This window comes from Actinomycetota bacterium (assembly GCA_041658565.1).
Taxonomy (GTDB): Bacteria; Actinomycetota; AC-67; order AC-67; family AC-67; genus JBAZZY01.
In genome coordinates this window covers 69,694-94,013 of record JBAZZY010000004.1, presented here as the reverse complement: position 1 = coordinate 94,013, position 24,320 = coordinate 69,694, and the positions used below count along the sequence as shown (strand labels likewise).

Sequence of the window (24,320 nt, the reverse complement as noted above, 5' to 3'; positions counted from 1 at the left end):
GGTCCGGTTGGGCCCAGGAGGAGGGACTGCATGAGCGTCTTCCCAAGCAAGGAGTGGATGGACGAGTACGTCGAACTCATCAACGCGTCCAAGGACTACGAGGAGGCCGCCGCCACGTGGGAGGGCGACCTGTCGTACGTCTTTGAGGCTGAACCCGACAAGGGCGTTCCCAACGACGTGTGGGCGTGGATCGACCTGTGGCACGGGAAGTGTCGGGGCGCGAAGTACGACGTCGGCCAGGAAGAAGGCGAGAAGGCGAAGTTCATCATTCGCGCGCCGTACTCCCGCTGGAAGGAAGTCATCCTCAAGGAACTCGACCCGCTCAAGGGCATGATGCAGGGCAAGCTCAAGCTCAAGGGAGACTTGCCGACGATCGTTCGTTACGTCAAGGCGACCAACGTATTGGTCGACCTTGCGGCGTCTCTTTCGCCGCAGTTTGTCGACGAGGCATAGGCGGTGGAGCGCGTCGTCGTTACGCCGGAGGCCGACGGCTTTGCGACCATGTTGGCAGACTTGGTGCGCCAGAACATCGAGACCCACCCCCGCCGGGCGTCGTTGCTGGATGGGGTGAGGGGAGCGGTGAATGTGCGCGCGGTCGACGCCGAAGTGACCGCGGGGCTCGTGTTTGGATCGGGGCGGCTGACCGTGGGCATGGCGGCGACGAAGCCGGCGTTATCGATTGAGTGCGACTCCACGACGTTGATGGAGATGTCGGGCGTGCCGCTGTGGTTGGGGAGGCCTGATGTCCGGACGACACAGGGGCGCGCATTGATAGGCAAGATTCTGAAGGGCGAGGTCAAGGTGCGAGGGATGTTGGCGCACCCGCGCCTGCTGACGCGGCTGCAGAAGCTGCTGTCGGTCGCCTGAGAATCGCGTTCGTAGGAGGGGCCGGGCCCGCGGGGATCGGGCTCGGCGCGCGCCTCGGCCGCGCCGGGCATGATGTATTCCTCCTCGGATCCCGGTCCGTGAACAGCGCCGCGCGCGCATGCCGTCGCGTAAGCGACATGGCTCCGGGCGCGAATGTCGAGTGCGGCTTGAACGGCGAGATCATCCCGGGTTTGGATGCGGTGATCCTTGCCGTGCGTGATCGAGTGCAGCGCGAGCACCCGGCTCGCGGGTCGCGTGCGCGTTCCACGAGATCCCGCTCTCGCGGTTCGCCAACGTCGATGAGGTGATTGACTCCGACACCATCGTCCGCGGCGACGATGAGGATGCGAAGGAGATCGTCTGGCGGCTGGTTCGGGACATTGGGCTGCGCCCGGTGGACGCCGGGCCTTTGTGGATCTCTCGCTACGTCGAGGCGTACACGACTGTGCTTATCAGCATCGATCTCCGCCACGGCGCGAGCGCCTCGCTGCGGATCACCGGCCTGCCCGAGTAGGCGGCATCCTGGGGCCTCTGCGGAGGATCGTGGCCGATCGGACATACCGTTACGCACCACGCGCATGGCTACAATCCGGCCATCAATGATCAATGATCAATGATCGGGGGGCAATGAGCGCGTTGGGCTTGGGTCGTAGGCCACAGTCGGGTGAGGTGCGTCCGGGTGCTCGCAAGATTGCTGCGGCTGCGGCCGCGGTGTTGGCCATTGGGGCGGTAGCGGTATTCAATCCGAAGTCCGTCTCTCTCCGTCCCGTCGAGTGCGGTGTCGCGCCGACTGTGGGGACGTCGGCTCCGGCAGGAAGTCGTTGGAGACCGGTCCGTCCAGCACCTTCGACCGCCTGCTACAAACTGGTCGCGGCCGAGGCGGACTCCTCGGGAGTCGCGCCGGGAAGTTCGTTTCTTTTCGAGTCGTCGACGAGCATCGGGGCCGCCGCCCTCGCTGAACGGCTGCGAAGCGAACCTCCGGTGAAGTTCGAGGTTGAGCAGGTAGGAGAGAAAGCCGACGCCATTCCGTCGGCCGGCACGAGATTTCACCTTCGTCCGAGTCGAGTGCTTGCCGAGGGCGGGATGTACCGCATCGCGCTCATGGACTCTGCCGGGACGCGTGCGCTCCACCGATGGGCGATTCAGGTTCGGGAACCGCTGCGGGTCGTTCAGACGTTGCCCCGTGATCGCGCGACGGAGGTTCCCACCAATGTGGGGATCGAGTTGACGTTCAGTCACAGTGGGGTCCGCCGTGTTGAAGAGCGATTCCACATCGAGCCGGCGGTTCGAGGACGATTCGAAGTTCATGGACGTGCCATTGTGTTCGTCCCGTTCCATTTGGAGGAAGAGACGGAGTACGCCGTGCGGCTCGACCGCGGAGTGGGGATGGATGGGTCCGACCTGAAGGCGGAGGAGGACCTGGCGTTCCGGTTTCGGACGGGGAGCGACGAGGACGACGGCGAGCCGGACGAAGAGCGTCCTCGGATCACCTTCCATCGGCCGGTGTGGGAGGCGTCCCCCGCCAGCGCCCCGGTTCTTGGGGCCTGGTCGGGGGGAGACTCGGCTTCGCCTGCCGTTGCGGTCACGGTGTATCGCATGCGTGGGACAGATGAGTTCACGAAACTCCTCGGGCGATCCCTGCCGACGGGGTGGTCCGGGTACGACACCGAATTGGAACCGGTGGACACGAGCGGTCTGCCTCGCGCGACGTCGTTCCGGACGAACTTGGAGGATTCGGCAGGGGGGTCCTCACTACGGTTCCCCCGGCCTCTGCCGCCGGGGTACTACCTGGTCGAAGTGGATCTGGATGGCGTGCCGAGTTTCACGTGGCTCCAGGTCACCGAAGTGTCCAGTTACGTCGCCGTCACCGAGACATCGACTCTGGTCTGGGTGAACGATCTTGCGACGGAGGCCCCTCTAGCAAACGCGACGGTTCGGTCGACGACGGGAGAGGTCCGGACGAAGACGGGGTCCGACGGCGTTGCCGTCTTCCCCACCGGCGACGATGGGAATCTCATCGTCACCGCGTCCGACGGCAGGTCCGCCGTGATCCCGTTGGATCTCAGGCGCGCCCCCACAAGTCAGTACTTCTCCTACCCTTTCGAAGGCGATCCCGAGGGGTACTGGCGTTTTCTTTACGCGGAGCGTCACGTCTACCGACCCACGGACTTGGTTCGCTTGTGGGGGCTTGCGCGCGCGCGCACAAAGGCGGTTCCGCTTCGGGTGACACTTGAGATCACCGGCGACTACGCGTGGGAGGAGGAGGGTCCCTACGTCGTCGCGCGCCGCAGTGTGACCACGAGTGATCGAGGAACCTTCATCGGTTCTCTCCCTATCGAGCAGGTCGCGCCTGGGTGGTACACGTTGCAGGCGAGGGTGGGAGATCAGGTCCTCGCTTCGACGGCGATCGAGGTGCGAGACTTCGTCAAGCCCGCGTACCAGGTGACCGTGACTTCGTCTCCGCGCGCGGTGTTTGTCGGGGAGCAAGTTCGCTGGCACTTGAGCGCGCGGTTCTTCGAGGGTTCGCCAGTAGTCGGTGCCCTTCTCTCGTACGAAGGGTTCGCCAAGGGGACGGTGCGGACAGATTCTCGAGGTGAAGCGGTCGTGACCGAGGTCGCCCGCATGGATGAACGGGGCGTGCCCGAGGATGGGCAGATTACGGTTTCGGCCCCCGAAGGCGGTGAGGGCGACGTTGCCGGTTGGGGCCAGGTGCAGGTGTTCTCGGCGGCGACGTCCCTCGATGCGGAGACAGTAATCCGGGGTAAGGAAGCCATTGTCGAGGGGTCGTCTGCCCGGGTGGATCTATCGCGCATCAACCGGGGAGAGTCCGAGGATTGGGAGGCGGGGCCGGATGCCGGTCGTCGCGTGCGCGCAAGGATAGTCCGGGTCGATTGGGTCCGCGTCCAGGACGGGGTGGAGTACGACCCGATTGAGAAGGCGTCTCGCCCGACCTACACCGAGGAGAGGCGCGAAAGCGTCGTTGGCACCGAGGAGACCCGTACGGACGCGCGTGGTCGATTCCGCATTCCGTTCCCAGTGGAGAAAGAGGTCTCGTACGAGATCCTCCTTTCCGCAGAAGACGACATGGTGAGGACGTACTCGGTGGACCTCTTCGCGTGGGGCGGCGAGGAGGTCGCTTCATTCCAGCTTGAACTCGGCGAGCCTCCGCCCTTCCGGGTGGGCGATCGAGTGGAACTGGCAATGAGGGAAGGGAGTCGGGCCTTGCCCGCAGGGCGCCACCGCCGTTACATCTTCATCAAGGCCCAGAAAGGACTGCGGGACTATTCGGTCGAGCGGGTACCCGCATACTCGTTTGCGGCAACCGAGAAAGACGTTCCGAACGTCTCTATGTTTGGCGTTCAATTCACGGGCAAGGGATACCGGGAAACGGAGCCGGTTTCGGTGGGCCTCGACCTCGATGCCCGCCGTCTGAAGATCGATGTGACCCCCAATCGCGGCCGCTATCGTCCCGGGGAGACCGCGAATATCCGGGTTGCTGTGCGGGACGAAGCGGACCGTCCCGTGCGGGCCGAGGTCCTTGTGACGGCGGTCGACGAGGCGCTCGTTTCCCTGGAGGACGGCGATTTCGACTGGGGGAACGACATTCTCTCGGCCTTGTACGAGCCGATTTCGTCAGGCATCTGGGCGACCCGTGCTTCGCACGTGACCGAAGACCCCGGATTCGGAGGGGGTGGCGAAGGGGAGGCCCGGGATGAGTTCCAGGACGTCCCCTTGTTTGAGCGCGTCGTGACGGATACCCATGGCCGCGCGCGGGTCGCGTTTCGAGTGCCAGACAATCTCACGTCCTGGAGGATCGCGGCCGTCGCGGTCACGCAGGATCTCCACGCGGGAACGTCGACCGCGGGTGTCGAGGTCGGGCTCCCCGCGTTCATCGCCTTGGCGATGAACGACAGTTACCTCGTCGGAGAGCGTCCGGCGGTTCGCGCTCGCGCGTATGGGAGCGCGTTGAGTGCTGGGGATCCGCTTGAGTTCACCTTGTCGGCCCCCTCATTGAAGGCGGAAGATACGGTCCTTCGCGGGAGTGCGTTCTCGGCCGTCGATATCCCGCTTCCGCCGCTGACGGAGGGGACGCACAGGATAACGATTCGACTCACATCTACCGCCGGGACGGACGCCGTCGTGCGGACGATCAACGTGCGAGACTCCCGGCTTCAAGCCGTGGGTACGGGGTTCCGTGAGGCGTCCGCCGGAGAGGTGGATCTCGGGGAACTCGGCGGTTCGAGACCCGCCAGTCTTGTGCTGACCGATCGGAACCGGGGACGCTACTACCCGGTGTTGCGCTCGCTTTCCGTGGACGGCGGAGACCGCGTCGATCAGGTCCTCGCTCGTCGACTCTCGAGAGAACTGCTGGCCGAGTACTTCGGCGAGGAGATCCGGGAGGACGAAGCCGAATTCAAGGCCTCTCGCTACCAGGCGGACGATGGCGGCATTGCCATCTATCCGTACGCCGACAGCGACGTAGCACTGAGCGCGCGCATCGCGAGTCTCGCCGCCGATCGCTTCGACCGGACCCGCCTGGCGGGGTACCTCCGCCATGTGATGAACGACCCGAAGTCCACTCGGGAGCGTTCCATCGTCTCGCTCTACGGGCTGGCATCCCTTTCCGAGCCTTTAGTGCAGGATGTGCGGCTGCTGAGTGAAGGAGGCGATCTCAGCGCGAAGGAGCGGTTGTACGTCGGGCTGGCCGCCGCCGAACTCGGGGACGACGACACGGCTCGCCGCATGTACTCGGGTCTAGTCGGCACCTTCGCCGAAGCTCAGGGAAGGGCCATCCGTTTGCGAGTGCCGGGGAGCCGCGATGATGTGATCGAGGCGACCTCGCTTGGCGCGACACTTGGCGCGCTGTTGTCGGACGAGGGTGCGCCGGGGATGTTCGAGTTCTCGTCACGGGAGATCCCGGATGATTTCCTGACCGGACTCGAGCAGGTTGGCTACTTGACGTCGGTCCTGCCGAATCTCGCGTCGGATCCCGTTCGCATCAGTTACGAGCAGGCGGGAGAGCGAGTGGAGCGTACGCTGCCGCGGGGGGAGTCCCTGGTGCTACGCCTCCTACCAAAGGAGAGTCGTTCGCTCGGTCTGCGCGTCATCGAAGGGCGGCTCGGGGTCTCATGGTCGTTCCCTGCGCCGATCGACGCGACCGCACCGTCCGATCCGTGGCTCAGTCTTCGCCGCTCGTACAACGGAACGGGTGGTTCGGTGGTGAATCTGCGGGTCGACTCCCTCGTTCGCATCTCTCTCTCCTGGAGTATCAACAAGGACCGCGCGGCCTCCGGGTGTCACGAGGTTACCGACCTCCTGCCGTCCGGACTGCGAGCAGTGACGAACGAAAGGATGATCTACGCCGACGAGTACGCAGAGGATGAGGGCGGGACGAGATTCCCCTACGCTGTCGAGGGGCAGCGCGTCAGTTTCTGCGTCTCGACCGACGATCCAGATCGAGCGCCGATCGTCTACTACGCGCGCGCGGTGTCGACCGGGCAATTCGTGGCCGAGCCGGCCGTTATCCAGTCCCAGCGGGTTCCCGGGAACATCGCTTTCTCTCAACCTGTGGCGGTGGCCATCGGGTGAACCGTCGCTCAAGCGGTTTACTGTTGTCGCTCGCTCTCGTTGCAGGGCCCCTCGTAGGTGACGTGTCACCACGAACTGAAGGGGGGTCGCGCCACGATTCGCGTTTCTTCGACCGGCGGGCATTCGACAACGCGCTGAGCGCACCATCGGGCCTCGACGCATCACCGATGACCGGCGTCAGGGCGATCATCGTTCCGCACGACTGGAACGCGGGGACGCTCATCTCGCATGCCTTCCAACTTCTCGACGAGACGAGGGACTGGAAGAGAGTGATCCTGATTGGACCGAATCACACCGGGGCGGGATGGTCCACCTCTTCAACGAGCCTGTGGGAATGGTCCACTCCGTACGGGCGTGTGGGAGGGGACCGGCTGGCCATCCGACGCCTGATGGCGACGGGGTTGGCGCGTGTGGAGCCGGAGGTTCTGTCTCGGGAGCATTCGGTTGCGGGCTTGGTCCCGGTCGTCGGCTATTTCATGCCGGGCGCGAGTCTGGTGCCTGTGGCGTTGCGCAGCCATCCGCGACGCGAGGTGGTGAAGGAGTTCGCGGGTTCCATCGCTGCGCTGTGCGACGAGGACACCGTCATCGTGGCGTCGGTTGATTTCGCCCACCGTGCGACCGTGTCGCAAGCGCGGCGCCTCAACAGGGAGTCGATCCGAGTTCTTTGGAACCTGGATGTGAACGGTGCCCTCCGACTTGGGAACGACCACACGGATTCGTCGGCCGCGCTCGCCGTGGTTGCAGAGGTCGCACGCCTACTCGGGGCGACGCGCTTCGAGCTGTTGGCCGATACGGACTCCGCGTCGGTTGGCAGTTCGTCGGATCGAGCGGTTACGAGCTACGTCGTCGGCTACTTCCGACTGCCGTAGCGACGAGGTCGAGACCTCGGTCGCTCCCGATATGATGCGCGGATGGACCCCGAGCAGATGGCCGCGTCGCTGCGCGACGGGAACCGGCGCACGATCGCCCGCCTGATCTCGCTCGTCGAAGATGAAGACCCGCGCCTGGCCGACGTTGTGCGCGCGCTTGGACCCCTAACCGGAAACGCGTACGTTGTCGGACTGACGGGGTCTCCGGGAGCCGGGAAATCGACGCTTGCATCCGCGCTGGTGTCCGTGGTGCGCGCGACCGGCCGCAAGGTTGCGGTTCTCGCGATCGATCCTTCGTCTCCGTTCACCGGAGGCGCGCTCCTCGGCGACCGTTTGCGGATGCAAGAACACGCAACCGACGAAGGCGTGTTCATCCGGTCGATGGCGACGCGCGGGCACCTGGGCGGGTTGGCGTGGGCGGTTCCGCATGCGCTTCGCGTGCTCGACGCCGCGGCTTACGACGTGATCATTCTGGAGACGGTCGGGGTGGGGCAGGCCGAGGTCGACGTTGCGCTTGCGGCCGACACGACCCTGGTCGTGCTCGCGCCGGGGATGGGCGACTCGGTGCAGGCGAACAAGGCTGGGATTCTGGAGATCGCCGACGTCTTCGTCGTGAACAAGGCCGACAAGCCCGATGCCGCACAGACCAAGCGGGACATTGAGCAGATGCTTCATCTTGGAGTCGCGACGGACTGGACTCCGCCGGTTCTGCAGACCGAGGCGGAGCGTGGAATCGGCGTCTCTGAGGCGTGGAAGGCGATCGAGGACCACCGCGCTCACCAAGAATCGGGCGGGGGTCTGCGCGCGCGCCGCTTGCGCCGCTTGGCCCGCGAGATCCGCGAGATCGCGCTGGCGGGTTTGCGCGCGCGCGTGGGCGAACCGGGTTCCAACGGACAACTCGACGACCTTGCCGCCGAGGTGCTCGAGGGGCGTCTCGACCCGTATGCGGCCGCCGATAGACTGGGAGCATCATGAGCGATCGCGAGCGCTGGGAGCACGAGCACGGAAAGGGGCGTTTGCGCGACGCCGATTTCGACAGTTTGTCGGGCGAGGCGCTCAAGCCGCTCTACGGGCCCGAGGATCTCGACGGGATCGACTTCGACCGCGACATCGGCTACCCGGGGCAGTTCCCGTACACACGCGGCATCTACCCAAGCATGTACCGGGGGCGTCTGTGGACGCTGCGGCAGTTCTCGGGATTCGGGGACGTGCGCGCGACCAACGAGCGCTACCGGATGCTCCTGGCGCGCGGCGGGACCGGCTTGTCGGTCGCGTTCGACATGCCGACGCTGATGGGCCGCGACTCCGACGATCCGCGATCGGCCGGTGAGATCGGTCACTGCGGGGTGGCGGTGGATTGCGTCGCCGACATGCAAGAGTTGTTCAGCGGCATTCCGCTCGGCGACATCACCACGTCGATGACGATCTCGGGACCGGCGGTGGTTCTGTTCGCGATGTACTTGGTCGCGGCCGAGCGTCAAGGGGTCGCGTGGCGGGATCTGGGCGGGACGCTGCAGACGGACATCTTCAAGGAGTACATCGCGCAGAAGGAGTGGTGCTTTCCTCCGAAGCCGCACCTTCGCTTGATCGGGGATCTGCTCGAGTTCTGCTCCGCCGAGATGCCCAAGTACTACCCGATCTCGGTCTCGGGCTACCACATTCGCGAGGCGGGAGCGACTGCTGCGCAGGAACTCGCCTTCACGCTCGCCGATGGGTTCGCTTACGTCGAACTCGGTCGCGACCGGGGGATGGACGTCAATGTTTTGGCGCCGCAGCTGTCATTCTTCTTTGATGCGCACGTGGACTTCTTTGAAGAGATCGCGAAGTTCCGGGCCGCGCGGCGGATTTGGGCGCGCTGGTTGCGTGATCGCTACGGAGCGACCGATCCAAAGGCGCAGATGTTGAAGTTCCATACTCAGACGGCCGGCGTGTCGCTGACCGCGCAGCAGCCCTACAACAACGTTGTGCGCACGGCCATCGAGGCGCTCGCGGCGGTGCTCGGGGGAACTCAGTCGCTGCACACCAACGCGCTCGACGAGGTCCTTGCCTTGCCGACGGCCGAGGCTGCCGAAATCGCGCTGCGAACCCAGCAGGTGATCGCGCACGAGACCGGAGTGGCAAACGTTATCGACCCGCTCGGCGGATCGTGGTTCATCGAACGGTTGACGACCGAGATCGAGGCGCGCGCGGAGGAGTACTTCAGTCGCATCGAGCGACTCGGCGGCGACAAGGGGATCCTGCCTGGAGTTCTCGCCGGGATCGAGACGGGATGGTTCCAACAGGAGCTGGCGGACTCGGCCTTCCGCGACCAAATCCGTATTGAGGAGAAGCGCAGGGTCGTAGTCGGGGTGAACGAGTTTGAGGAGTCTACTTCCAGCCCGATCGAGGTTCTGCGGATCTCGGCCGAGGTCGAGGCCGAGCAGCGCGCGCGTCTGGCGGCGCTGCGCGCGGAGCGGGACCAAGCCGCGACGGATGCTGCTTTGAAGAACTTGCAGGAAGCCTCCCGCACCGATCGGAACCTCATCCCGTTAATAGTTGAGGCCGCGCGCGCGTCGGCGACTGAGGGCGAGATCATCGGCGCGATGCGAGAGGTCTTCGGCGAATACCGCGAAGTTCCGCGCTTTTAGTTCTCGATCGCAGCACGGAGTATCCTGCATGCGAGGTGTCGGGACACTGCGGTTGTACCTTGTTGACATCAATGAGACGCACAATCCGACTCCTTCCCACGGTCTTCGTCGTCCTGACGGCATGCTCGGGAACGGTGGTGCCGTCGTCGTCGCCGGTCGCATCGCCGGAGCACGTGCGTTTTCGCGCGCTGGTCGAGCGGGCCGGTCCGTCGTGCGTCGAGGCGCCCGAGTGGGCTCTGGCGACCGACGAGGCGGAGTGGATCGATGTGTTCGACCGCGAGACGGACTGCCGGCCGGACGCCGACGTGATGCTGCCGGAAGTGGATTTCGGACGGCAGGCCGGACTCGCCGTATGGTGGGCGAGTTCGTCCTGCGCTGAGGCGGGCGTGCGGACCGAGTCGGTCGAGCGGGCCGGCGCGATCGTGACGGTGAGGGCGGTCACGATCCCTCCTCCGCGAGGGTGCCGGGTGGGTCACGCCACGCTCGAGTCGATGCTTGCGCTCGACAGGTGGGAGGGGTTCGCCGGAGTGGAGCAGATCCGTCTGGTGTTGGATGGACGGCCGGTGCGGGTTTCCGGAACCGAAGAGTGACGACAGAATGGGGGGCCAATGACTGATTCGCGGTTCGCTCAATCGACGTACGTGATCCGCAGGAAGGTCCTGAAGCTGGTGGGCGGGGCTTTCCACGTTTTCGACGCCTCGGGCACCGTGATCATGTATTCGCAGATGAAGGCGTTCAAGCTTCGCGAGGACATTCGGCTGTTCACCGCCGAGGACATGCAGACGGAGCTGTTGCGGATTCAGGCGCGCCAGATCATCGACTTTTCGGCGGCCTACGACGTGGTCGACTCTCAGACGGGCGAGAAGATCGGTGCACTCAAGCGCAAGGGGTTGAAGTCGATCGTCCGTGATCATTGGATCATCATGGACGCGGTGGACGGAGAAGTTGGGGGAGTTCTGGAGGACAGCGCGGGGTTGGCGATCCTCCGGCGACTCATCGGCGGCTTGGGGAGTGTTGTCGCCCCTCAGAAGTACCACTTCGACGTGGGCGGCAGGTCTGTCGGCACCGGTTCGCAGAGCCGCAATCCGTTTGTCTACAAGGTCAGGATCGATCTGGAGCCGGGGGCCGGGGGCGCGCTCGATCCTCGCCTTGCGATCGCGACCGGGCTCTTGCTCGCGGCAATCGAGGGCAAGCAGGGTTAGATCAGGCGCGCGCGAAGGGTTTCGGGCCGTTCAGCGCGCGCGCGCGGCCATTTGGTCCGCCAGGTCGCGTGCGGAGTTCTCGCTGATCGCGCCCGGCGCTCCTGCCGCGACGATCCCAAAGACGGCGTTGCCCAGCTTCCACGCGTAGAGGTATCCGGGCGGCAGTCCGGGCTCCAGGGTCCCTTCGAGAGAGAAGGACGCGTCCCCGAGGCCGGCCGAGGGCCGCTCTCGCAGGTTTCGCCCGTCGCGGCGAACCGCGCGCTCGACGATGCCGAGTCCTTGCTCGGCCCCGTCGGGCGTCTTGAACAGCAGTGCGAACGCCGTGGCAAGGCTTCCCGCGGGGGATAGCTCGGAGGCGTCCTTGCCGTCGAACAATTCCGGCGCCAGGAATAGCCGGAAGTACGAGGTGACGAAGCCCGCGTCTGCAAGTTCGGCGCGCTTGACCTTGTCGTCCTTTGCGAATTCATCGAGCGTCTTGGTTCCGGAGGAAGCTTGATCGAGGCTGGTCCCGGCTGGGGCCTCGAACGGCTGCAGGACGAGGCCGGGCAGTTGATCGGCGGTAAAGCGGGGCTCGCCTCCGCACGCGACTGCAACGGTCATCAAGACTGCGAAGGCTATCGTCCGACGGATCATTCCTCGACCACACACTCCTCGGGCGCTTTGTCATCGCGCAGACCCTTGAACGAGGCTGCGCGCATCCTGCCTTGTGATGTGAACTCCAGGTATTCCACCGCACATACGACTTCGGGGCGAACCCAGTGCACACCCCGGTGGTCGACCTCGTCGCGCGGAGGCACTGCAATGGGCGGGCCGGACACCTCCAGCGGCGACAGGCGCGCGCGCAGCAGCAGGGAAGTGGCGCGCGTGAACCCGGTTCCGCAGTGCCCGGCGAATCGGAGCCCTTCGTCGTCCATCACGGCGCACAGCAGTGAGCCGATCCCGGCGGCCGATCCGGCTGCCGGCGACCATCCGACCACGACGCAGTCCTGACGCTTGGTCGCCTTGATCTTCAGCCAGTCGCGGCTGCGGCGGCCGGGTTCGTAGATCGAGCCGAGGCGCTTGGCGACCACTCCCTCGAGACCGCGCGCTGCTGCCGATTCGAAGAGCGAGACTCCGTGCTCGGGGATCTGGGGTGAGATCTGCACGGAGCCTGCGGGAACTAGGTGACGCTCCAGCAGCGCGCGCCGGTCTTGCAGCGAGTGGTGCAGCAGCGATTCCCCGTCCAGCCACAACAGGTCGAAGGCCAGGAAGTCCACCGGGGTTGCGGCGACGCTGCGCGGCGTTGCGCGCGCGGCGGTGAATCGACGCTGGATCAGTTCGAACGAGGGGCGTCCTTCGCCGTCGAGGGCGATGATCTCGCCGTCGATGATCGCGTTCGTGCCCGACAGGTGTTCGGGGAGGTCGGCGAGTTCGGGGTAGAGCGCCGTGACGTTGCGACCGCCGCGCGACGTGAGGCGAAGATCTTGTGCGTCGATCCGAGCAAGGGTTCGCACGCCGTCCCACTTGGGTTCGAAGACCCAGTCGGGGGAGTCGAACGCGGCGCGCGCCGACGTGGTCAGCATCGGCTCGATCCCCTCGGGGGGCCGTTCCGAGCGGAGCATGGGGGCGTCGCGCGCAGACCGGAAAACGAGCCAGTTCTTCCGCTCGCCGTCGCGACCGGTCCGCGCGAGGTGGTATTCCCCGCGGATCCGCTCGCCGTGCAGGCGTACGGTGATCTTGTCGTTGCTCCACTCGACAGTGTCGTAGGTTCCGGCGTCGAAGATCCTGACTTCACCGGCTCCGTACTCGCCCTCGGGGATGCGTCCTTCGAAGGACGCGTACTCGAGTGGATGGTCTTCTACGTGGACGGCGAGGCGCCGGATTCCGGATTCCTCCGGCAGGCCCTTCGGAACCGCGAAAGACACGAGAACACCGTCGCGTTCGAGGCGCAGGTCGTAGTGCAGTCTCCGGGCGTGGTGCTTGTGGATCATGTAGACGGGAGCCGCGACCGACGACGCCGGAGAGCCTTCGGGCTCGGGGGTTACGGCGAAGCTGCGCTTTCGGTGGTATTCGGTGAGGGCTGCTGTCGAGGCGGCGCGCGCGGCCGGCGCGCGCGCGAAGCGTCGAGGGTCGATGCCTAGGTCTTCCATCGCCGCACCGAGGTTGTGTCCTTCGGGAGTTCCTCCCGTCAGAACGGGGGCGAACAAGTCGCCTTCGCGGGCCAGGCGGTCCCAGACGTTGGCGATCGTGAAGTCCTGCGGTTCGACGTCCTGCTCGACTTCATCCCATCGCAGTGGTGTGGACACGCCGGCGAACGGGGTGGGGCGGATCGAGTAGGCGGCGGCGATGTTTGCTCCTTGGCGCACCATCGCGTAATCGAGATACACCTTTCCCGATCGCTTGGCGATTCCTTGCTCCATCGTCGTTCCGTCGGGCCATGCGTGATGAACAACGCGACAGACGCGCTCGACGAACGCTCGTGCTTCTTCGTAATTGTGTGATCCATCGAGCGGAACGTAGACCTGCATGCCTGTCGCTCCCGACGTCTTTGGGTACGAGGGAAGCCCGAGGCCATCCAGGGCCACTCGGATCATCAGCGCGACGCGACGAACCTGCGCGAAGGTGATCGGGGGGAACGGGTCGAGGTCGAAGAACGCATAGTCGGGGTGCCCCGGACGTTGGCGGCGCGAATGCAGCGGATGCATCTCGACGCAACCGAGGTTCGCAACAAAGAGCAGGGATGCTTCGTCCTGCGCGACGAGGTAGTCGATCGCGCCTCTGGATCCGCGGCCTTCGATTCGCGCGCGCGACACCCACTCGGGCGTGTGGGCCGGTGCTTGTTTCTCGAAGAAACTCGGGCCGGTGACACCGTCCGGCATGCGCAGCAACGTTAGCGGTCGGTCCCGCAAATAGGGAAGGATCAGCGGCGCCAAGCTGTTGTAAGCACCGAGGAGATCGCCCTTTGTGTACCCGGTGTCCGGCCAGAAGACTTTCGTCAGGTTGGAGAGTGTCACGACACGTCCGCCTGCGTCGAAGGTCCACGATCGTCCGTGTGCGACCGGCATGAACGGACGAGGGAACCGCAGTGTGCTCTCCCAAGCGGCCACGGATCACAGCGTACCGGTGCGCAGCCTGCCTATTGCCGTCGAACGCGGCGGTGGGCAAGATTGAGTTCACGCACGGTGCCGGCGCGGGGGACGCGCACATTTCGGACGAAATGGAGGACCGGTGCGATCGATTTGGAAAGGTGCCATCTCATTCGGCCTCGTTACGATTCCGATTCGGCTGCACGCCGCGGTCGAGGAGAAGTCGCTCCGCTTCAACCAGTTGCATGCCAAGGACCAAGGCCGGCTGAAGTACAGAAGGACCTGCTCGGTCTGTGGGGAGGAAGTCCCTTGGGAAGAGATCGTGCGTGGTTACGAGTACGAGAAAGACCACTACGTGGTCTTGAGTGACGACGAGATCGATCGCGGGGTTGCGGGACCGCACGTCATCGACATAGTCAAGTTCGTGCCGTCCGAGCAGATCGACCCGATCCTGTTCCAGAAGACCTACTATCTGGCCCCGGACGGTATCGGAGTAAAGGCCTACAAGCTGCTCGCCAAAGCGCTGGAGGACGACGCCCGCGTGGCGATTGCGACGGTCGCCTTTCGAGACAAGCAACACCTGGCAACACTGCGCGCGCGCGATGGGATCTTCGTGCTCGGCACGATGTACTGGCCGGACGAGATTCGCGATGCGGAGTTTGAAGAGCTGGACGCCAAGGTCGACGTGCGCGAGCAGGAACTCCGGATGGCGAAGTCGCTGATCGACAGCATGACCGGCGACTGGGTGCCCGATGAGTTCACCGACGAATACCGCCGGCGCTTGGAGTCCCTCGTCGCGGCCAAGATCGACGGGCAGGAGATCACGGTCGTCGAAGGCCGCGAAACCACCAAGGTTGTCGATTTGATCCAGGCGCTGAAGGCGTCGGTTGAGGCGATGGCCAAGGGCGAGACTGCGAAGAAGCCGGCCGCGCGCCGCCGCCGCGAGAGCGCTTGATGATTCGGCCGGTTTGACTGCGCTTCGAATCCCGGTGATCCTCGCGCTGAAGACGTGTTTCGGCGGAGGGATCGATGCGGATCAGTTCGTGGCCCCCTAGACAGAAGGTCGCCGTAGTCGTGGCGATACTCGCGATTTCGGCGACAGTAGCCGGCGTGAAGGTCTACATTCCGCATCCCCTGGCCGGAAACCCGCCGCGCGCCTGGGTCGTGATCGGGACCGTGTCGGCGTTGATGTCCTGGGTCGGGGCCTGGGGCTGGTGGCGTGGACGATGGGCGATCGCCGCCGTTGGGACTGCGTTTTGCGCTTGGGCGAATCTGTGGTTGTCCGTGTTTGCCCTCGTTCCCCTGGCGATCCTCGCCCTTGTCGCCGCAGGTCTCGCGGTTCTGCGGCGCATGGAGCGCCGGGATGCCGCGCGCGCCGGAGGCTGACGCCTCGGTCGGTCACCCTGCAACGAGATCGCGAAAGCGCAGCGCGAAGCGAACGCCGGATGGATCGTCTTCGTGCTTGAAATAGACGTAGACGTCGGCGCCTTCCTCCAACGCTGCGCGCACAGGAGTCGACCACGCGCGCAGGTCCTCGTCGCTGTAGTCGAGCCCTCGCAGGCGCATGTACATGAAGCCCTGCGCCGTTCGGACGACGCTCGGTGTCGCGGTGCCGGTGTCGGCCACGCACAGAGCCGTGTTGTTGGCGGCCAATGCTTCCCGAACCTCGGCGTCGTCCCACGAGGGGTGTCGGAACTCCATCGCGAAGCGAAACGGCTCGCCGGGCAGCAGCGCGAGGAAGTCGGCCAGCAGTCGGCGTTCGTACCGAAGCGACGGCGGGCACTGGAACAGGATGCAGCCGAGCCTGTCGCCGAGCGCGCGCGCGGTTCGTAGGAAGTACTCAACCGATTCCTCGGCGTCGCGCAGGCCTGCGAAGTGCGTGATCCGCTGTGGCGCTTTGAGCGTGAAGCGGAAGGACTCCGGGGTTTGCTCGACCCAGGACTTCAGCATCTTCTCGGTCGGCGCGCGGTAGAAGGTGTTGTTGATCTCGACCGAGGAGAAGTGTGAGGAGTAGAAGGAGAGCATCTCCGCGTTCTTGAGCGCGGCGGGGTAGAACTCCGGCTTCCACTCGCGGTAGGCGAAGCCGCTGGTGCCGACGAACAAGGTCCCGGCCATAGGGGCACTCTACCCGCGGCGGCTTCGCCGGCGCTGAGCTGCAAGTGAGCATCCGGCGCTGCGGAGAACGCTGACTCGACGGCCGAGACCGGTTTCCTCCCCTCCCTTCCATCCTCTTTCTCCTCCAGGAGTTGCGGCGATGTTGTCGGGGGGTCCCGATAGACTTGGAGGCATGAGCCGGTCATCTGACATCAATGTCGCGCCGTATGCGGTCGACGCCACCGCGTCTCGGCGAGACATCGCGCTCGCGCGCCCACTGGACCAGATCGAGGCGGAGATCGCGGAGCTTGCCGCCCACGTTTGCGCCGGAACCGCTCGGCTGCTTGCGCTGGTCGGGGAGTTCGACGCGCGCGAAGGCTGGGCCGGGTGGGGTATCCGTTCGTGCTCCCAGTGGCTCGCGTGGCGCTGTGGGTTCTCGGATGTGGCCGCGCGCGAGCACGTCCGCGTCGCCCGCGCCCTGCGTGCGCTCCCGAAGGTCCACGAGGCGTTCGCGCGCGCCGAGATCACCTACTCCAAGGTGCGCGCGATCACGCGCGTCGCGTGTTCTGAAACCGAGGAGATCCTTCTGGAGTGGGCCCGCCACGCCACTGCGGCGCAACTGGACCGGGTCGTTCGGGGATACCGGCTGGCGAAGTCGGTGAAGAACGCCTCGGAGCGGCACCGTCGGCGCGCGCTTGAGTGGTTCTACGACGACGAGGGAGTCCTGGTCGTTCGGGCGCGTCTGGATCCCGAAGACGGTGCCGTCGTGGTGCGCGCGCTCGAGGCTGCCGTCGCCGAGTTGGAGCGCGAAGAAGCTCACGCGGGAACACCTATTGAAGAGGCCGGGCCCGATGTTCCCGCGGGAGCATCTCCCGAAGGCCCTTGCGACTCCGAGGGCTCATCCCCCCAGCAACAGCGTCGCGCCGACGCCCTTACCCAGGTGTGCCAGTCCTTTCTCACATCACCGACGCGCGAGATCTCTCTGCGCGACGATGTCCCTCGGGCCTTGATCGTTCTCCACGTGGATCCCGCCGCTCTTGCCACCGATGCGGGCGAGCGTTGTGAACTCGAAGCGGGTCCGCCTGTTGCCTCAGAAACCGCAAGGCGGCTCGCCTGCGACGCGACGCTTCTCGTCGCGCATGACGGTCCGTTTGGGGAGGTGGCGAGCATTGGTCGGCGCAGTCGGGTCGTACCGCGTGGGATGCGGCGGGCTCTGCGCGCGCGCGACCGAACCTGTCGGTTCCCCGCATGTACTGCGCGACGCGTTGACGCGCACCATATCCGCCACTGGTCGCGCGGCGGCGAAACGTCGCTGGAGAACCTCGTCCTGCTCTGTCGTCGGCATCATCGCTTGGTGCACGAGGGCGGATTCGTAATGGAAGACGCCGGCTTTCAACGGTTCGCGTTCCGACGGTCCGATGGCTCGATCATGGACGCGCGACCGCCGGTTGTGGACGAGAGCGGCGCCGGTCTTGCGCGCGCGCATGGGGTCTTCGGCCTCGGACCCGAGACGACTCGATCATTGTGGGATGGCACTCGGCCCGACTACTCGATCGCAGTCGCGGGGTTGCTCAGTCTCGAGTCGCGCGTCGGCTGAGATCGGCGCCGGGGTGGTCGCCGCTCAGAATCTGAGTGTGTCGAGGATCAGTTCTTCACTCGGCCGACATAGCAGAGATCAAGCGGTCGCTCGTCGCGGCTGGCGGTCAGTTCGATACCCATGTGTCCGGGGACTTCGTGCCGCCGAAAGCCACCGCGTTCTCACGCTACTTCACCGATACGCAACCGCTTGCAACGTGAACAGCTCGGCGTAGGTTCCTCCCCGAGCCATCAGCTCCGCGTGAGTTCCAACCTCAACGATGCGTCCGGAGTCGACAACGACGATCAGGTCGGCGTTGCGCACAGTGGAGAACCGGTGCGAAACCAGGATCGTGATGCCGCCGCTCGCGCGTCGCGCCTGCGCTGCCTGGGCATAGCGCTGGAAGAGGGCATGCTCGGTCGTCGCGTCGAGGCTTGCGGTCGGCTCGTCGAGCACAAGCAGCAGTGGCGCGTTGCGCATCATGCCGCGCGCGAGTGCGAGTTTCTGCCACTGACCCATCGATAGCTCGGAGCCGCCGTCGAACGACCGGCCAAGTTGGGCGTCCAGTCCACCGTGAAGCTCGTCCACGACTGAGGAGGCTCCGGCACGCCCAAGCGCGGCGTTCACTGCCGGAGCGTCTTCGATTCGCGGCAAGTCACCAACGCCGACGGCTTCGCGAGCGATCAGCTCAAAGCGGCAGAAGTCCTGGAACGCTCCGGCGAGACGTTCGCGCCACGAGACGAGGTCGATCGTGGAGAGTTCCGTGCCGTCGACCAATATGCGCCCGCTCGTGGGCGAGTAGAAACGGCACAGCAGCTTCACCAGTGTGGTCTTGCCGGCGCCGTTGTCTCCGACGATTGCGAGCGTGGCGCCGGCGGGTATCGAAAGCGTCACATCGTGAAGGACGTCGTTGTCGGTCCCGGGGTAACGGAAGGTGACGCCTTCGAACTTGATGCCCTCGCGTAAAGACTCGGGCGCAGATGCGAGCGTGGGAGTCGAGCGGGCAGCCGCTGCGAATGCCTCGAGCCAGAGGTAGTGCTCGGCGGTGCGAAGTGATCCCATCATCCACTGGACGCTGCTCACCGTCGTGGCGACGAACTGGTTGACGCGTGATGCCAGTGTCACCACGAGGAAGACGTCGCCTGTACCGGCGCGGCCTTGTGATGCGCGCCAGACGACGAATGCGATCGCCCCAACGTAGCCCAGCGCGAAGATCCCCCACGCGAGCGCGCGCTGCCATGCAGAGCGCGCGGTCACTCGGGCTTCGGTTCTGACGATGTGCTCGGTTGCATCGCGGTGCAGCCCGAGGATTCGCTCGGCGATGCCGAAGACTCTTAGCTCCTTGGCGGGTGAACTCTGGGTTGCAAGCTCGAACAGATGCCGGCGCCGGCGAGTCGGCTCGGCGTTGGCTTGACGAACACGTTCGAGTGCGCTCCGGGCGCGCGCGCCCAGCAAGACGGAAGGAATGCCGAACAGCGGCAACGCGAGCAGCAAAGGGGATATGCGTGCGAGCAGCACAGATGTGACCGCGAGCTGAACGACACCTGAGATCCCTGGAACCAAGCCGGTGACCGCGCTTCCGAGTGAGCTCCCGCTCCGCTTCAGCAATTCGATGCGATCCAGGTACTCCGCGCGCTCGTGGTGTTCCAGGCCGGGGATCTCCGCCGTCAACTCGATGATGCGCTGCGTGAAATACGCGCCCGCCTCCTCCCGCAAGCGCATCCGGAAGGGCCATCCGAAGCCGCTGATCAACCCTCCTACCGCGAGGATCACGCCGGTGATGATGGCGCCGCGCTGTACTGAGGACAGGTCGCCGCGCGTTGCCGAATCGACTACGAGCTTGAGCGCGAGCGCAGAGGTGACATTCAGCCCGGCCGCAATCGGCTCCGATGCAAGTCCGAGGAGCGCAAGCCGCGGATTGACGCGGAACCCTGCGGTGACGACCAGGCGGATCCCGCCGAGGAGCTTACGCATCGGCGATCTCTTCCAGATACGCCGAGGCCTGCAGGTTGAACATGCGCGCATATGTTCCCTCGCGCTCAAGAAGCTCGTCGTGAGTGCCTTGTTCGAGCAACTTTCCGTGTTCGATCACGCAGATGTGGTCGGCCTTGCGCACAGTGGAGAAGCGGTGCGAGATCAGGATCGTGGTGACGCCATGGGTGATCTCCAGGAAGCGTTCGTACAACTCGGCCTCGGCGCGGACATCCAGATTTGCCGTCGGTTCATCAAGGACCAGCACGCGCGCGCCGGCACGCACTGCGTAAAGGGCGCGCGCAAGCGCGATGCGCTGCCACTCGCCGCCGGAAAGTTCGGCGCCGCCGGCGTATTTGCGGGAGAGGGTCGTGTTCCACCCCTCCGGCAGGCGCTCGACGATTCCGTCGGCACCGGCGAGGCGCGCCGCGTGACGAAGCGCTTCCTCGTCGTCTGTGAACGGCGCGCCGAGCCCAACGTTGTCGCGCGCAGAGAGTTCATAGCGCACGAAATCCTGAAAGATAACGCCGATCTGACTGCGCCACGCGCCGGGATCGAACTCGCGCAGGTCGACACCGTCGATGGTGATCCGGCCTGCCGCCGGATCATAGAAGCGGCACAGCATCTTGATCAGAGTCGTCTTGCCCGCGCCGTTCTCGCCGACGACGGCAAGAGATCGACCGGCGGGGATCTCCAGGTCGAGACCGTCGAACACCGCGCTGTCACGTCCGGGGTAGGTGAAGTGCAGCGACTCGATGCGGATCGAGCGGGCAGGCGCGTCGTGCTCGGGCGCGCGCGAGCCGTGCAGGTCCGTAGCCGGCGTGGTGACCGCCTGGCGCATTTCCAGCGCATGCCCGATCGGGCGCGCGCCGATCTTCAACTCCCAGCCGGAATCGCCGGGCGGATAAAGCCCACCCATTCCCGACGCCGCCTGCAGATAGATCACGAGTGCGCCGATCCCGATCGTGTGGTGGGCTGCCGCCTGACCTGCCGCAGTGAGCAGCAATGCGTAGGAGAGGCCGAGGCCCCCGTATGCGGGAAGTATGATCCTCCACAAACGCAACCTCTCGCGCCAGATGTCGTCCATGCCGCCGTACCAGTAGGTCGAGAACCGGTCGAGCAGCCAGCCTCCCAGCCCGAACACGCGCAGTTCTTTCGCGGCGCCGCCGGCGATCACCAGTTCGCGCATGTAGTCGGAGCGTCGGAGTCCCTGTGTGGCTGCTTCCGCTCGCTTCAAGAACAGCACCGCGGTCTGATGGCCGTAGTAGCTGACCCCGCTCCACGCGGCGATCATCACCAGCGGTGCCCACCATCGGAAGTGCAGCAAGATGATCCCGAAAGCGATCGCGCTCAGCCGCGAGGAGGTAATGATCGCGAGCGCGGGCACGGCTGCACGTGCGCTGTTGGCTGTTCCGATCTCATCGCTGAGGCGGATCTTGTCGGCGATCGTTGAGTCCTCGAGGTGCGCGATGCCTGCGGGGGATGAACACGCGCGCATCACGAGACTCGCGCCTTCGGATTGCAGGCGCTCGCCGAGAACTCCGCCGATGGCCTCCTGGATCGGTCCGTGCATCTGGCGTACGACGTAGAGGGCGCCGGTAACCGCGAGCACGGTCAGAAGATGCGTTCCCGCCGGCGATCCAAGTCCATTCCCGATCGCCGGACTGACGGAACCGACGAGCACGCCGATCGCAACGGACACTGACACCGGGAGGAACGCGCCGAGCAGGATAAGCCCAACGTAGGCTGTTGCCGCGCGGATGCCGAGTCGAGGGAGCATTCGGGCCACCGTCAACGAAGCCGATGTATGGATTCGTTCGCGCACGTTTTTGCGCGTCCGTACGGTGGCCCCCGCCATGGTCGGGAGTTTATCTCAGATGGTTGCTTGATGACTTTGATTCCGATGGGTCGGTTGGGGAAGTAATCAGTCGGCGCGGCTGACGCGAAGGCCGGCCGGCGCCAGCGGATATAGTCAGAACCACTTTTCCGCGCGCGACGGAGGGATGACATGAGCGAAGTGGTTCGGTTCGAACTCGACAAGGAAACGGGCGTCGCGACGATCCGCCTCGACCGCCCGAAGATGAATGCGATCAACGACGAGGTTGCAGCAGGTGTCGCGGCTGCCGCGCGCGAGGCGACGTTCAACGATGAGGTGCGCGCGGTCGTGCTCTGGGGCGGCGACAAGATCTTTGCGGCCGGCGCCGACATCAAACAGATGACTGAGGCGACATCGGTGCAGATGATGAGCCGCATCGGTGGATTGCAGGCGGCGTTCAACCTCGTCGAGGAGATCCCGAAGGTCACCATCGCCGCGATCAACGGTTTTGCGCTCGGCGGTGGGTGTGAGTTGGCACTCACGTGCGACTTCCGAGTCATGGCCGACAACGCGCAGGTCGGCCAGCCCGAGGTCCTGCTCGGAGTGATTCCCGGCGCTGGCGGAACCCAGAGGCTTCCGCGTTTGATCGGCCCGGCGCGCGCCAAAGACCTGATCTTCACCGGCAGGTTCGTGGATTGCACGGAGGCGTTGTCGATCGGCTTCGCCGACCGGATCGTGCCGGCCCCCGATGTGTACCCGACGGCGGTAGAGATGGCGGCTCGGTTCGCCGCCGGTCCGACGGTGGCGTTGCGCGCGGCGAAACTGGCCGTGCAGCGCGGCATGGAGATGTCTCTTGCGGACGGACTCGTGCTCGAGCGCGAGCTATTCGCCGGCCTGTTTGCCACCGAGGACCAAAAGATCGGGATGCGGACCTTCATGGAGAAGGGTCCGGGCCAGGCGAAGTTCAGCGGCAGCTAAGAGGAATCGTGCGCGCGGGTCCGGGGGGAGCGGTTCGAGCCCCGCCGGATCCGCGTGTATTCTGGCCGGTCATGACCGACAACCCCGTATCCGAGGCCGATTCCGACGCAGCGGTGAAGGCGCCCCCGCGCCTGAACCCCGCAGCGATGGATGCCAAGACGGCGAACATCATCTACCACGACTGGGAAGCCCGGTCCTACGACGACAAGTGGTCGATCTCCTTCGACGAGCGTTGTACTTCCTACGCGCGCGAGAAGTTCTGCAAGATTGCCCCTAATCGCCGGTACGGCAAGGTGCTTGAGATCGGGTCGGGGACGGGATTCTTCATCATCAACCTGACCCAGGCCGGCCTCGTCAGCGAGCCCTACGCCACCGACATCTCGCAAGGGATGGTGGATGTCTGCTTGCGTAACGCGCGCAACGTGGGAATCGAGAACATGCAGGGGCGCGCGGTGGACGCCGAGAACTTGCCGTTTGAGGACGACTTCTTCGATTTGGTCGTCGGCCACGCGGTGCTGCACCACTTGCCCGACGTACCCGGTGCGCTGAAGGACGCTTTCCGTGTACTTAAGCCCGGCGGAGCGATCGTCGTCGCGGGGGAGCCGACACGGATCGGTTTCAAGATCGTGAGCGCGGCCAAGCGCGCGACCGCGATCGGGATGAAGACGGTCGGTGCTCGCTTCGGCTTGACGCGCGCATCCACAAAAGCGGCCGGAGGTGCAGATCCCGAATCGGTGCTCGAAGCACACGTGGACTTGCACGAGTTCCACCCCCACATGGTCAGGCAGTGGGCGCGAGAGGCGGGTTTCACCAACATCCGCGTCGAGACCGAGGAGTTCTTCAGCGGGTTGTTCGGATGGAGCGTGCGCACGGTCGAAGCGCTTGCCCGTCCGGGACTGCTCGGCGACAAGTGGGCGTGGTTCGCGTATCGCAATTACCTTCGTCTTTACGCCTTCGACGACAAGGTGACGCGCAGGATCCTGCCGAAGCCGCTCTTCTACAATCTCCTGCTGTACGCGGAAAAGCCCGCGAACGACTGAGATGGCCGGACCGATCCGTCGTACCGCGACCTTCATTCGCCGGCGGCGCCTTTACCTCCCGCGCTACTGGGTGATGGTGCTGCGCTTTATCCGCCTGAAGGTCCTTCACCCGCACATCAAGACCGAGGGCTTTGTCTTTCTGGACAAGAAGGTTGAGCTGTACGCCCGCAAGGGCTACGGGCGCCTGACGCTGGGCAAGTGGGTCTTCATCGGCCGAAGGAACGCGATCCGGTGCCACGAGGGAAACCTGCGCATTGGAGACAAGGTTGTGTTCGGAACCAAGAACACGATCAATTGCTATCTCGACATCGAGATTGGAAACGACTGTCTTTTCGCCGACTGGATCTACATCTGCGACTTCGACCACCGCTTCGAGGACATGACGATTCCGATTCGCAAGCAAGGGATCGTCAAGTCGCCGGTGAAGATCGGCAACGACGTCTGGTTCGGGGAGAAGACCACGGTGCTTCGCGGGGTCACCATCGGCGAAGGCTCGGTAATCGCGTCGCATGCGCTGGTCAATCGAGACATCCCGCCGAAGTCGATTGTGGGCGGAGTTCCCGCGCGCGTTCTCAAGACACGGGGCGAAGCGGCACAACGCGAGTGAGCGCGCGAACGTGGGTCAA

Annotated in this window: 20 protein-coding genes; 15 read left to right on the top strand and 5 right to left on the bottom strand. The window is 65.1% G+C overall.

The window, feature by feature from the left end; translation table 11 throughout:
* The first annotated feature begins 30 nt into the window (after positions 1-30).
* From WDA27_04350 to WDA27_04310, 9 genes are all read left to right on the top strand, one after another.
* Positions 31-453, top strand: coding sequence for an SCP2 sterol-binding domain-containing protein (locus WDA27_04350; protein MFA5890174.1), 423 nt, complete (start codon positions 31-33; stop codon positions 451-453).
* Between the two features lie 3 nt (positions 454-456).
* Positions 457-867 (top strand): hypothetical protein, encoded by a 411-nt coding sequence (locus tag WDA27_04345; GenBank protein ID MFA5890173.1) that lies wholly within the window; start codon positions 457-459, stop codon positions 865-867.
* A gap of 304 nt (positions 868-1,171) precedes the next feature.
* Positions 1,172-1,381 carry a hypothetical protein gene (locus tag WDA27_04340; GenBank protein MFA5890172.1) on the top strand — a complete coding sequence of 70 codons (210 nt, stop codon included), beginning with the start codon at positions 1,172-1,174 and terminating at the stop codon, positions 1,379-1,381.
* A gap of 113 nt (positions 1,382-1,494) precedes the next feature.
* Positions 1,495-6,456 carry an alpha-2-macroglobulin family protein gene (locus WDA27_04335; protein ID MFA5890171.1) on the top strand — a complete coding sequence of 1,654 codons (4,962 nt, stop codon included), beginning with the start codon at positions 1,495-1,497 and terminating at the stop codon, positions 6,454-6,456.
* Positions 6,457-6,623: 167 nt separating this feature from the next.
* Positions 6,624-7,325, top strand: a complete 702-nt coding sequence (gene amrB / locus WDA27_04330) for an AmmeMemoRadiSam system protein B (GenBank protein MFA5890170.1) — start codon at positions 6,624-6,626, stop codon at positions 7,323-7,325.
* Positions 7,326-7,367: 42 nt separating this feature from the next.
* Positions 7,368-8,300 carry a methylmalonyl Co-A mutase-associated GTPase MeaB gene (gene meaB, locus WDA27_04325; protein MFA5890169.1) on the top strand — a complete coding sequence of 311 codons (933 nt, stop codon included), beginning with the start codon at positions 7,368-7,370 and terminating at the stop codon, positions 8,298-8,300.
* Positions 8,297-9,952: a methylmalonyl-CoA mutase family protein gene (locus WDA27_04320; protein ID MFA5890168.1), complete on the top strand. Its 1,656-nt coding sequence runs from the start codon at positions 8,297-8,299 to the stop codon at positions 9,950-9,952. Before meaB ends, WDA27_04320 begins: the two co-directional genes overlap by 4 nt.
* A 71-nt stretch (positions 9,953-10,023) precedes the next feature.
* Positions 10,024-10,542 carry a hypothetical protein gene (locus WDA27_04315; GenBank protein ID MFA5890167.1) on the top strand — a complete coding sequence of 173 codons (519 nt, stop codon included), beginning with the start codon at positions 10,024-10,026 and terminating at the stop codon, positions 10,540-10,542.
* An 18-nt stretch (positions 10,543-10,560) separates the two neighbouring features.
* Positions 10,561-11,154: a hypothetical protein gene (locus WDA27_04310; GenBank protein MFA5890166.1), complete on the top strand. Its 594-nt coding sequence runs from the start codon at positions 10,561-10,563 to the stop codon at positions 11,152-11,154.
* A 30-nt stretch (positions 11,155-11,184) separates the two neighbouring features.
* Here WDA27_04310 and WDA27_04305 read toward each other — a convergent pair whose 3' ends face one another.
* Together WDA27_04305 and ligD are read right to left on the bottom strand one after the other, a co-directional pair.
* Positions 11,185-11,787 (bottom strand): hypothetical protein, encoded by a 603-nt coding sequence (locus tag WDA27_04305; GenBank protein ID MFA5890165.1) that lies wholly within the window; start codon positions 11,785-11,787, stop codon positions 11,185-11,187.
* Complete coding sequence (gene ligD, locus WDA27_04300) at positions 11,784-14,240, bottom strand: non-homologous end-joining DNA ligase (GenBank protein MFA5890164.1); 2,457 nt, start codon at positions 14,238-14,240, stop codon at positions 11,784-11,786. The genes WDA27_04305 and ligD overlap by 4 nt, the downstream gene beginning before the upstream one ends.
* A gap of 121 nt (positions 14,241-14,361) precedes the next feature.
* On the opposite strand from ligD, the gene WDA27_04295 reads away from it, so the two are divergent.
* Positions 14,362-15,174: a Ku protein gene (locus WDA27_04295; GenBank protein MFA5890163.1), complete on the top strand. Its 813-nt coding sequence runs from the start codon at positions 14,362-14,364 to the stop codon at positions 15,172-15,174.
* Between the two features lie 119 nt (positions 15,175-15,293).
* Positions 15,294-15,605, top strand: coding sequence for a hypothetical protein (locus WDA27_04290; GenBank protein MFA5890162.1), 312 nt, complete (start codon positions 15,294-15,296; stop codon positions 15,603-15,605).
* 12 nt (positions 15,606-15,617) lie between these two features.
* Here WDA27_04290 and WDA27_04285 read toward each other — a convergent pair whose 3' ends face one another.
* On the bottom strand, positions 15,618-16,334 hold the full coding sequence (locus WDA27_04285; protein MFA5890161.1) for a DUF72 domain-containing protein: 717 nt from the start codon (positions 16,332-16,334) through the stop codon (positions 15,618-15,620).
* Between the two features lie 172 nt (positions 16,335-16,506).
* Here WDA27_04285 and WDA27_04280 point away from each other — a divergent pair, with 172 nt between their 5' ends.
* The gene (locus WDA27_04280) at positions 16,507-17,910 is read left to right on the top strand and encodes a DUF222 domain-containing protein (protein MFA5890160.1); all 1,404 of its coding nucleotides are present in this window, start codon (positions 16,507-16,509) and stop codon (positions 17,908-17,910) included.
* A gap of 171 nt (positions 17,911-18,081) precedes the next feature.
* On the opposite strand, the gene WDA27_04275 is transcribed toward WDA27_04280, so the two are convergent.
* Positions 18,082-19,863: an ABC transporter ATP-binding protein gene (locus tag WDA27_04275; GenBank protein ID MFA5890159.1), complete on the bottom strand. Its 1,782-nt coding sequence runs from the start codon at positions 19,861-19,863 to the stop codon at positions 18,082-18,084.
* Positions 19,856-21,640, bottom strand: a complete 1,785-nt coding sequence (locus tag WDA27_04270) for an ABC transporter ATP-binding protein (GenBank protein ID MFA5890158.1) — start codon at positions 21,638-21,640, stop codon at positions 19,856-19,858. Before WDA27_04270 ends, WDA27_04275 begins: the two co-directional genes overlap by 8 nt.
* Positions 21,641-21,868: 228 nt before the next feature.
* On the opposite strand from WDA27_04270, the gene WDA27_04265 reads away from it, so the two are divergent.
* Genes WDA27_04265 through WDA27_04255 form a run of 3 tightly spaced genes read left to right on the top strand, consistent with a single transcriptional unit; the run spans position 21,869 to position 24,301 of the window.
* Complete coding sequence (locus WDA27_04265; GenBank protein MFA5890157.1) at positions 21,869-22,654, top strand: enoyl-CoA hydratase-related protein; 786 nt, start codon at positions 21,869-21,871, stop codon at positions 22,652-22,654.
* A gap of 8 nt (positions 22,655-22,662) precedes the next feature.
* Positions 22,663-23,694 (top strand): methyltransferase domain-containing protein, encoded by a 1,032-nt coding sequence (locus WDA27_04260; protein ID MFA5890156.1) that lies wholly within the window; start codon positions 22,663-22,665, stop codon positions 23,692-23,694.
* A 1-nt stretch (position 23,695) separates the two neighbouring features.
* Positions 23,696-24,301, top strand: a complete 606-nt coding sequence (locus WDA27_04255) for an acyltransferase (protein ID MFA5890155.1) — start codon at positions 23,696-23,698, stop codon at positions 24,299-24,301.
* Positions 24,302-24,320: the final 19 nt, after the last annotated feature.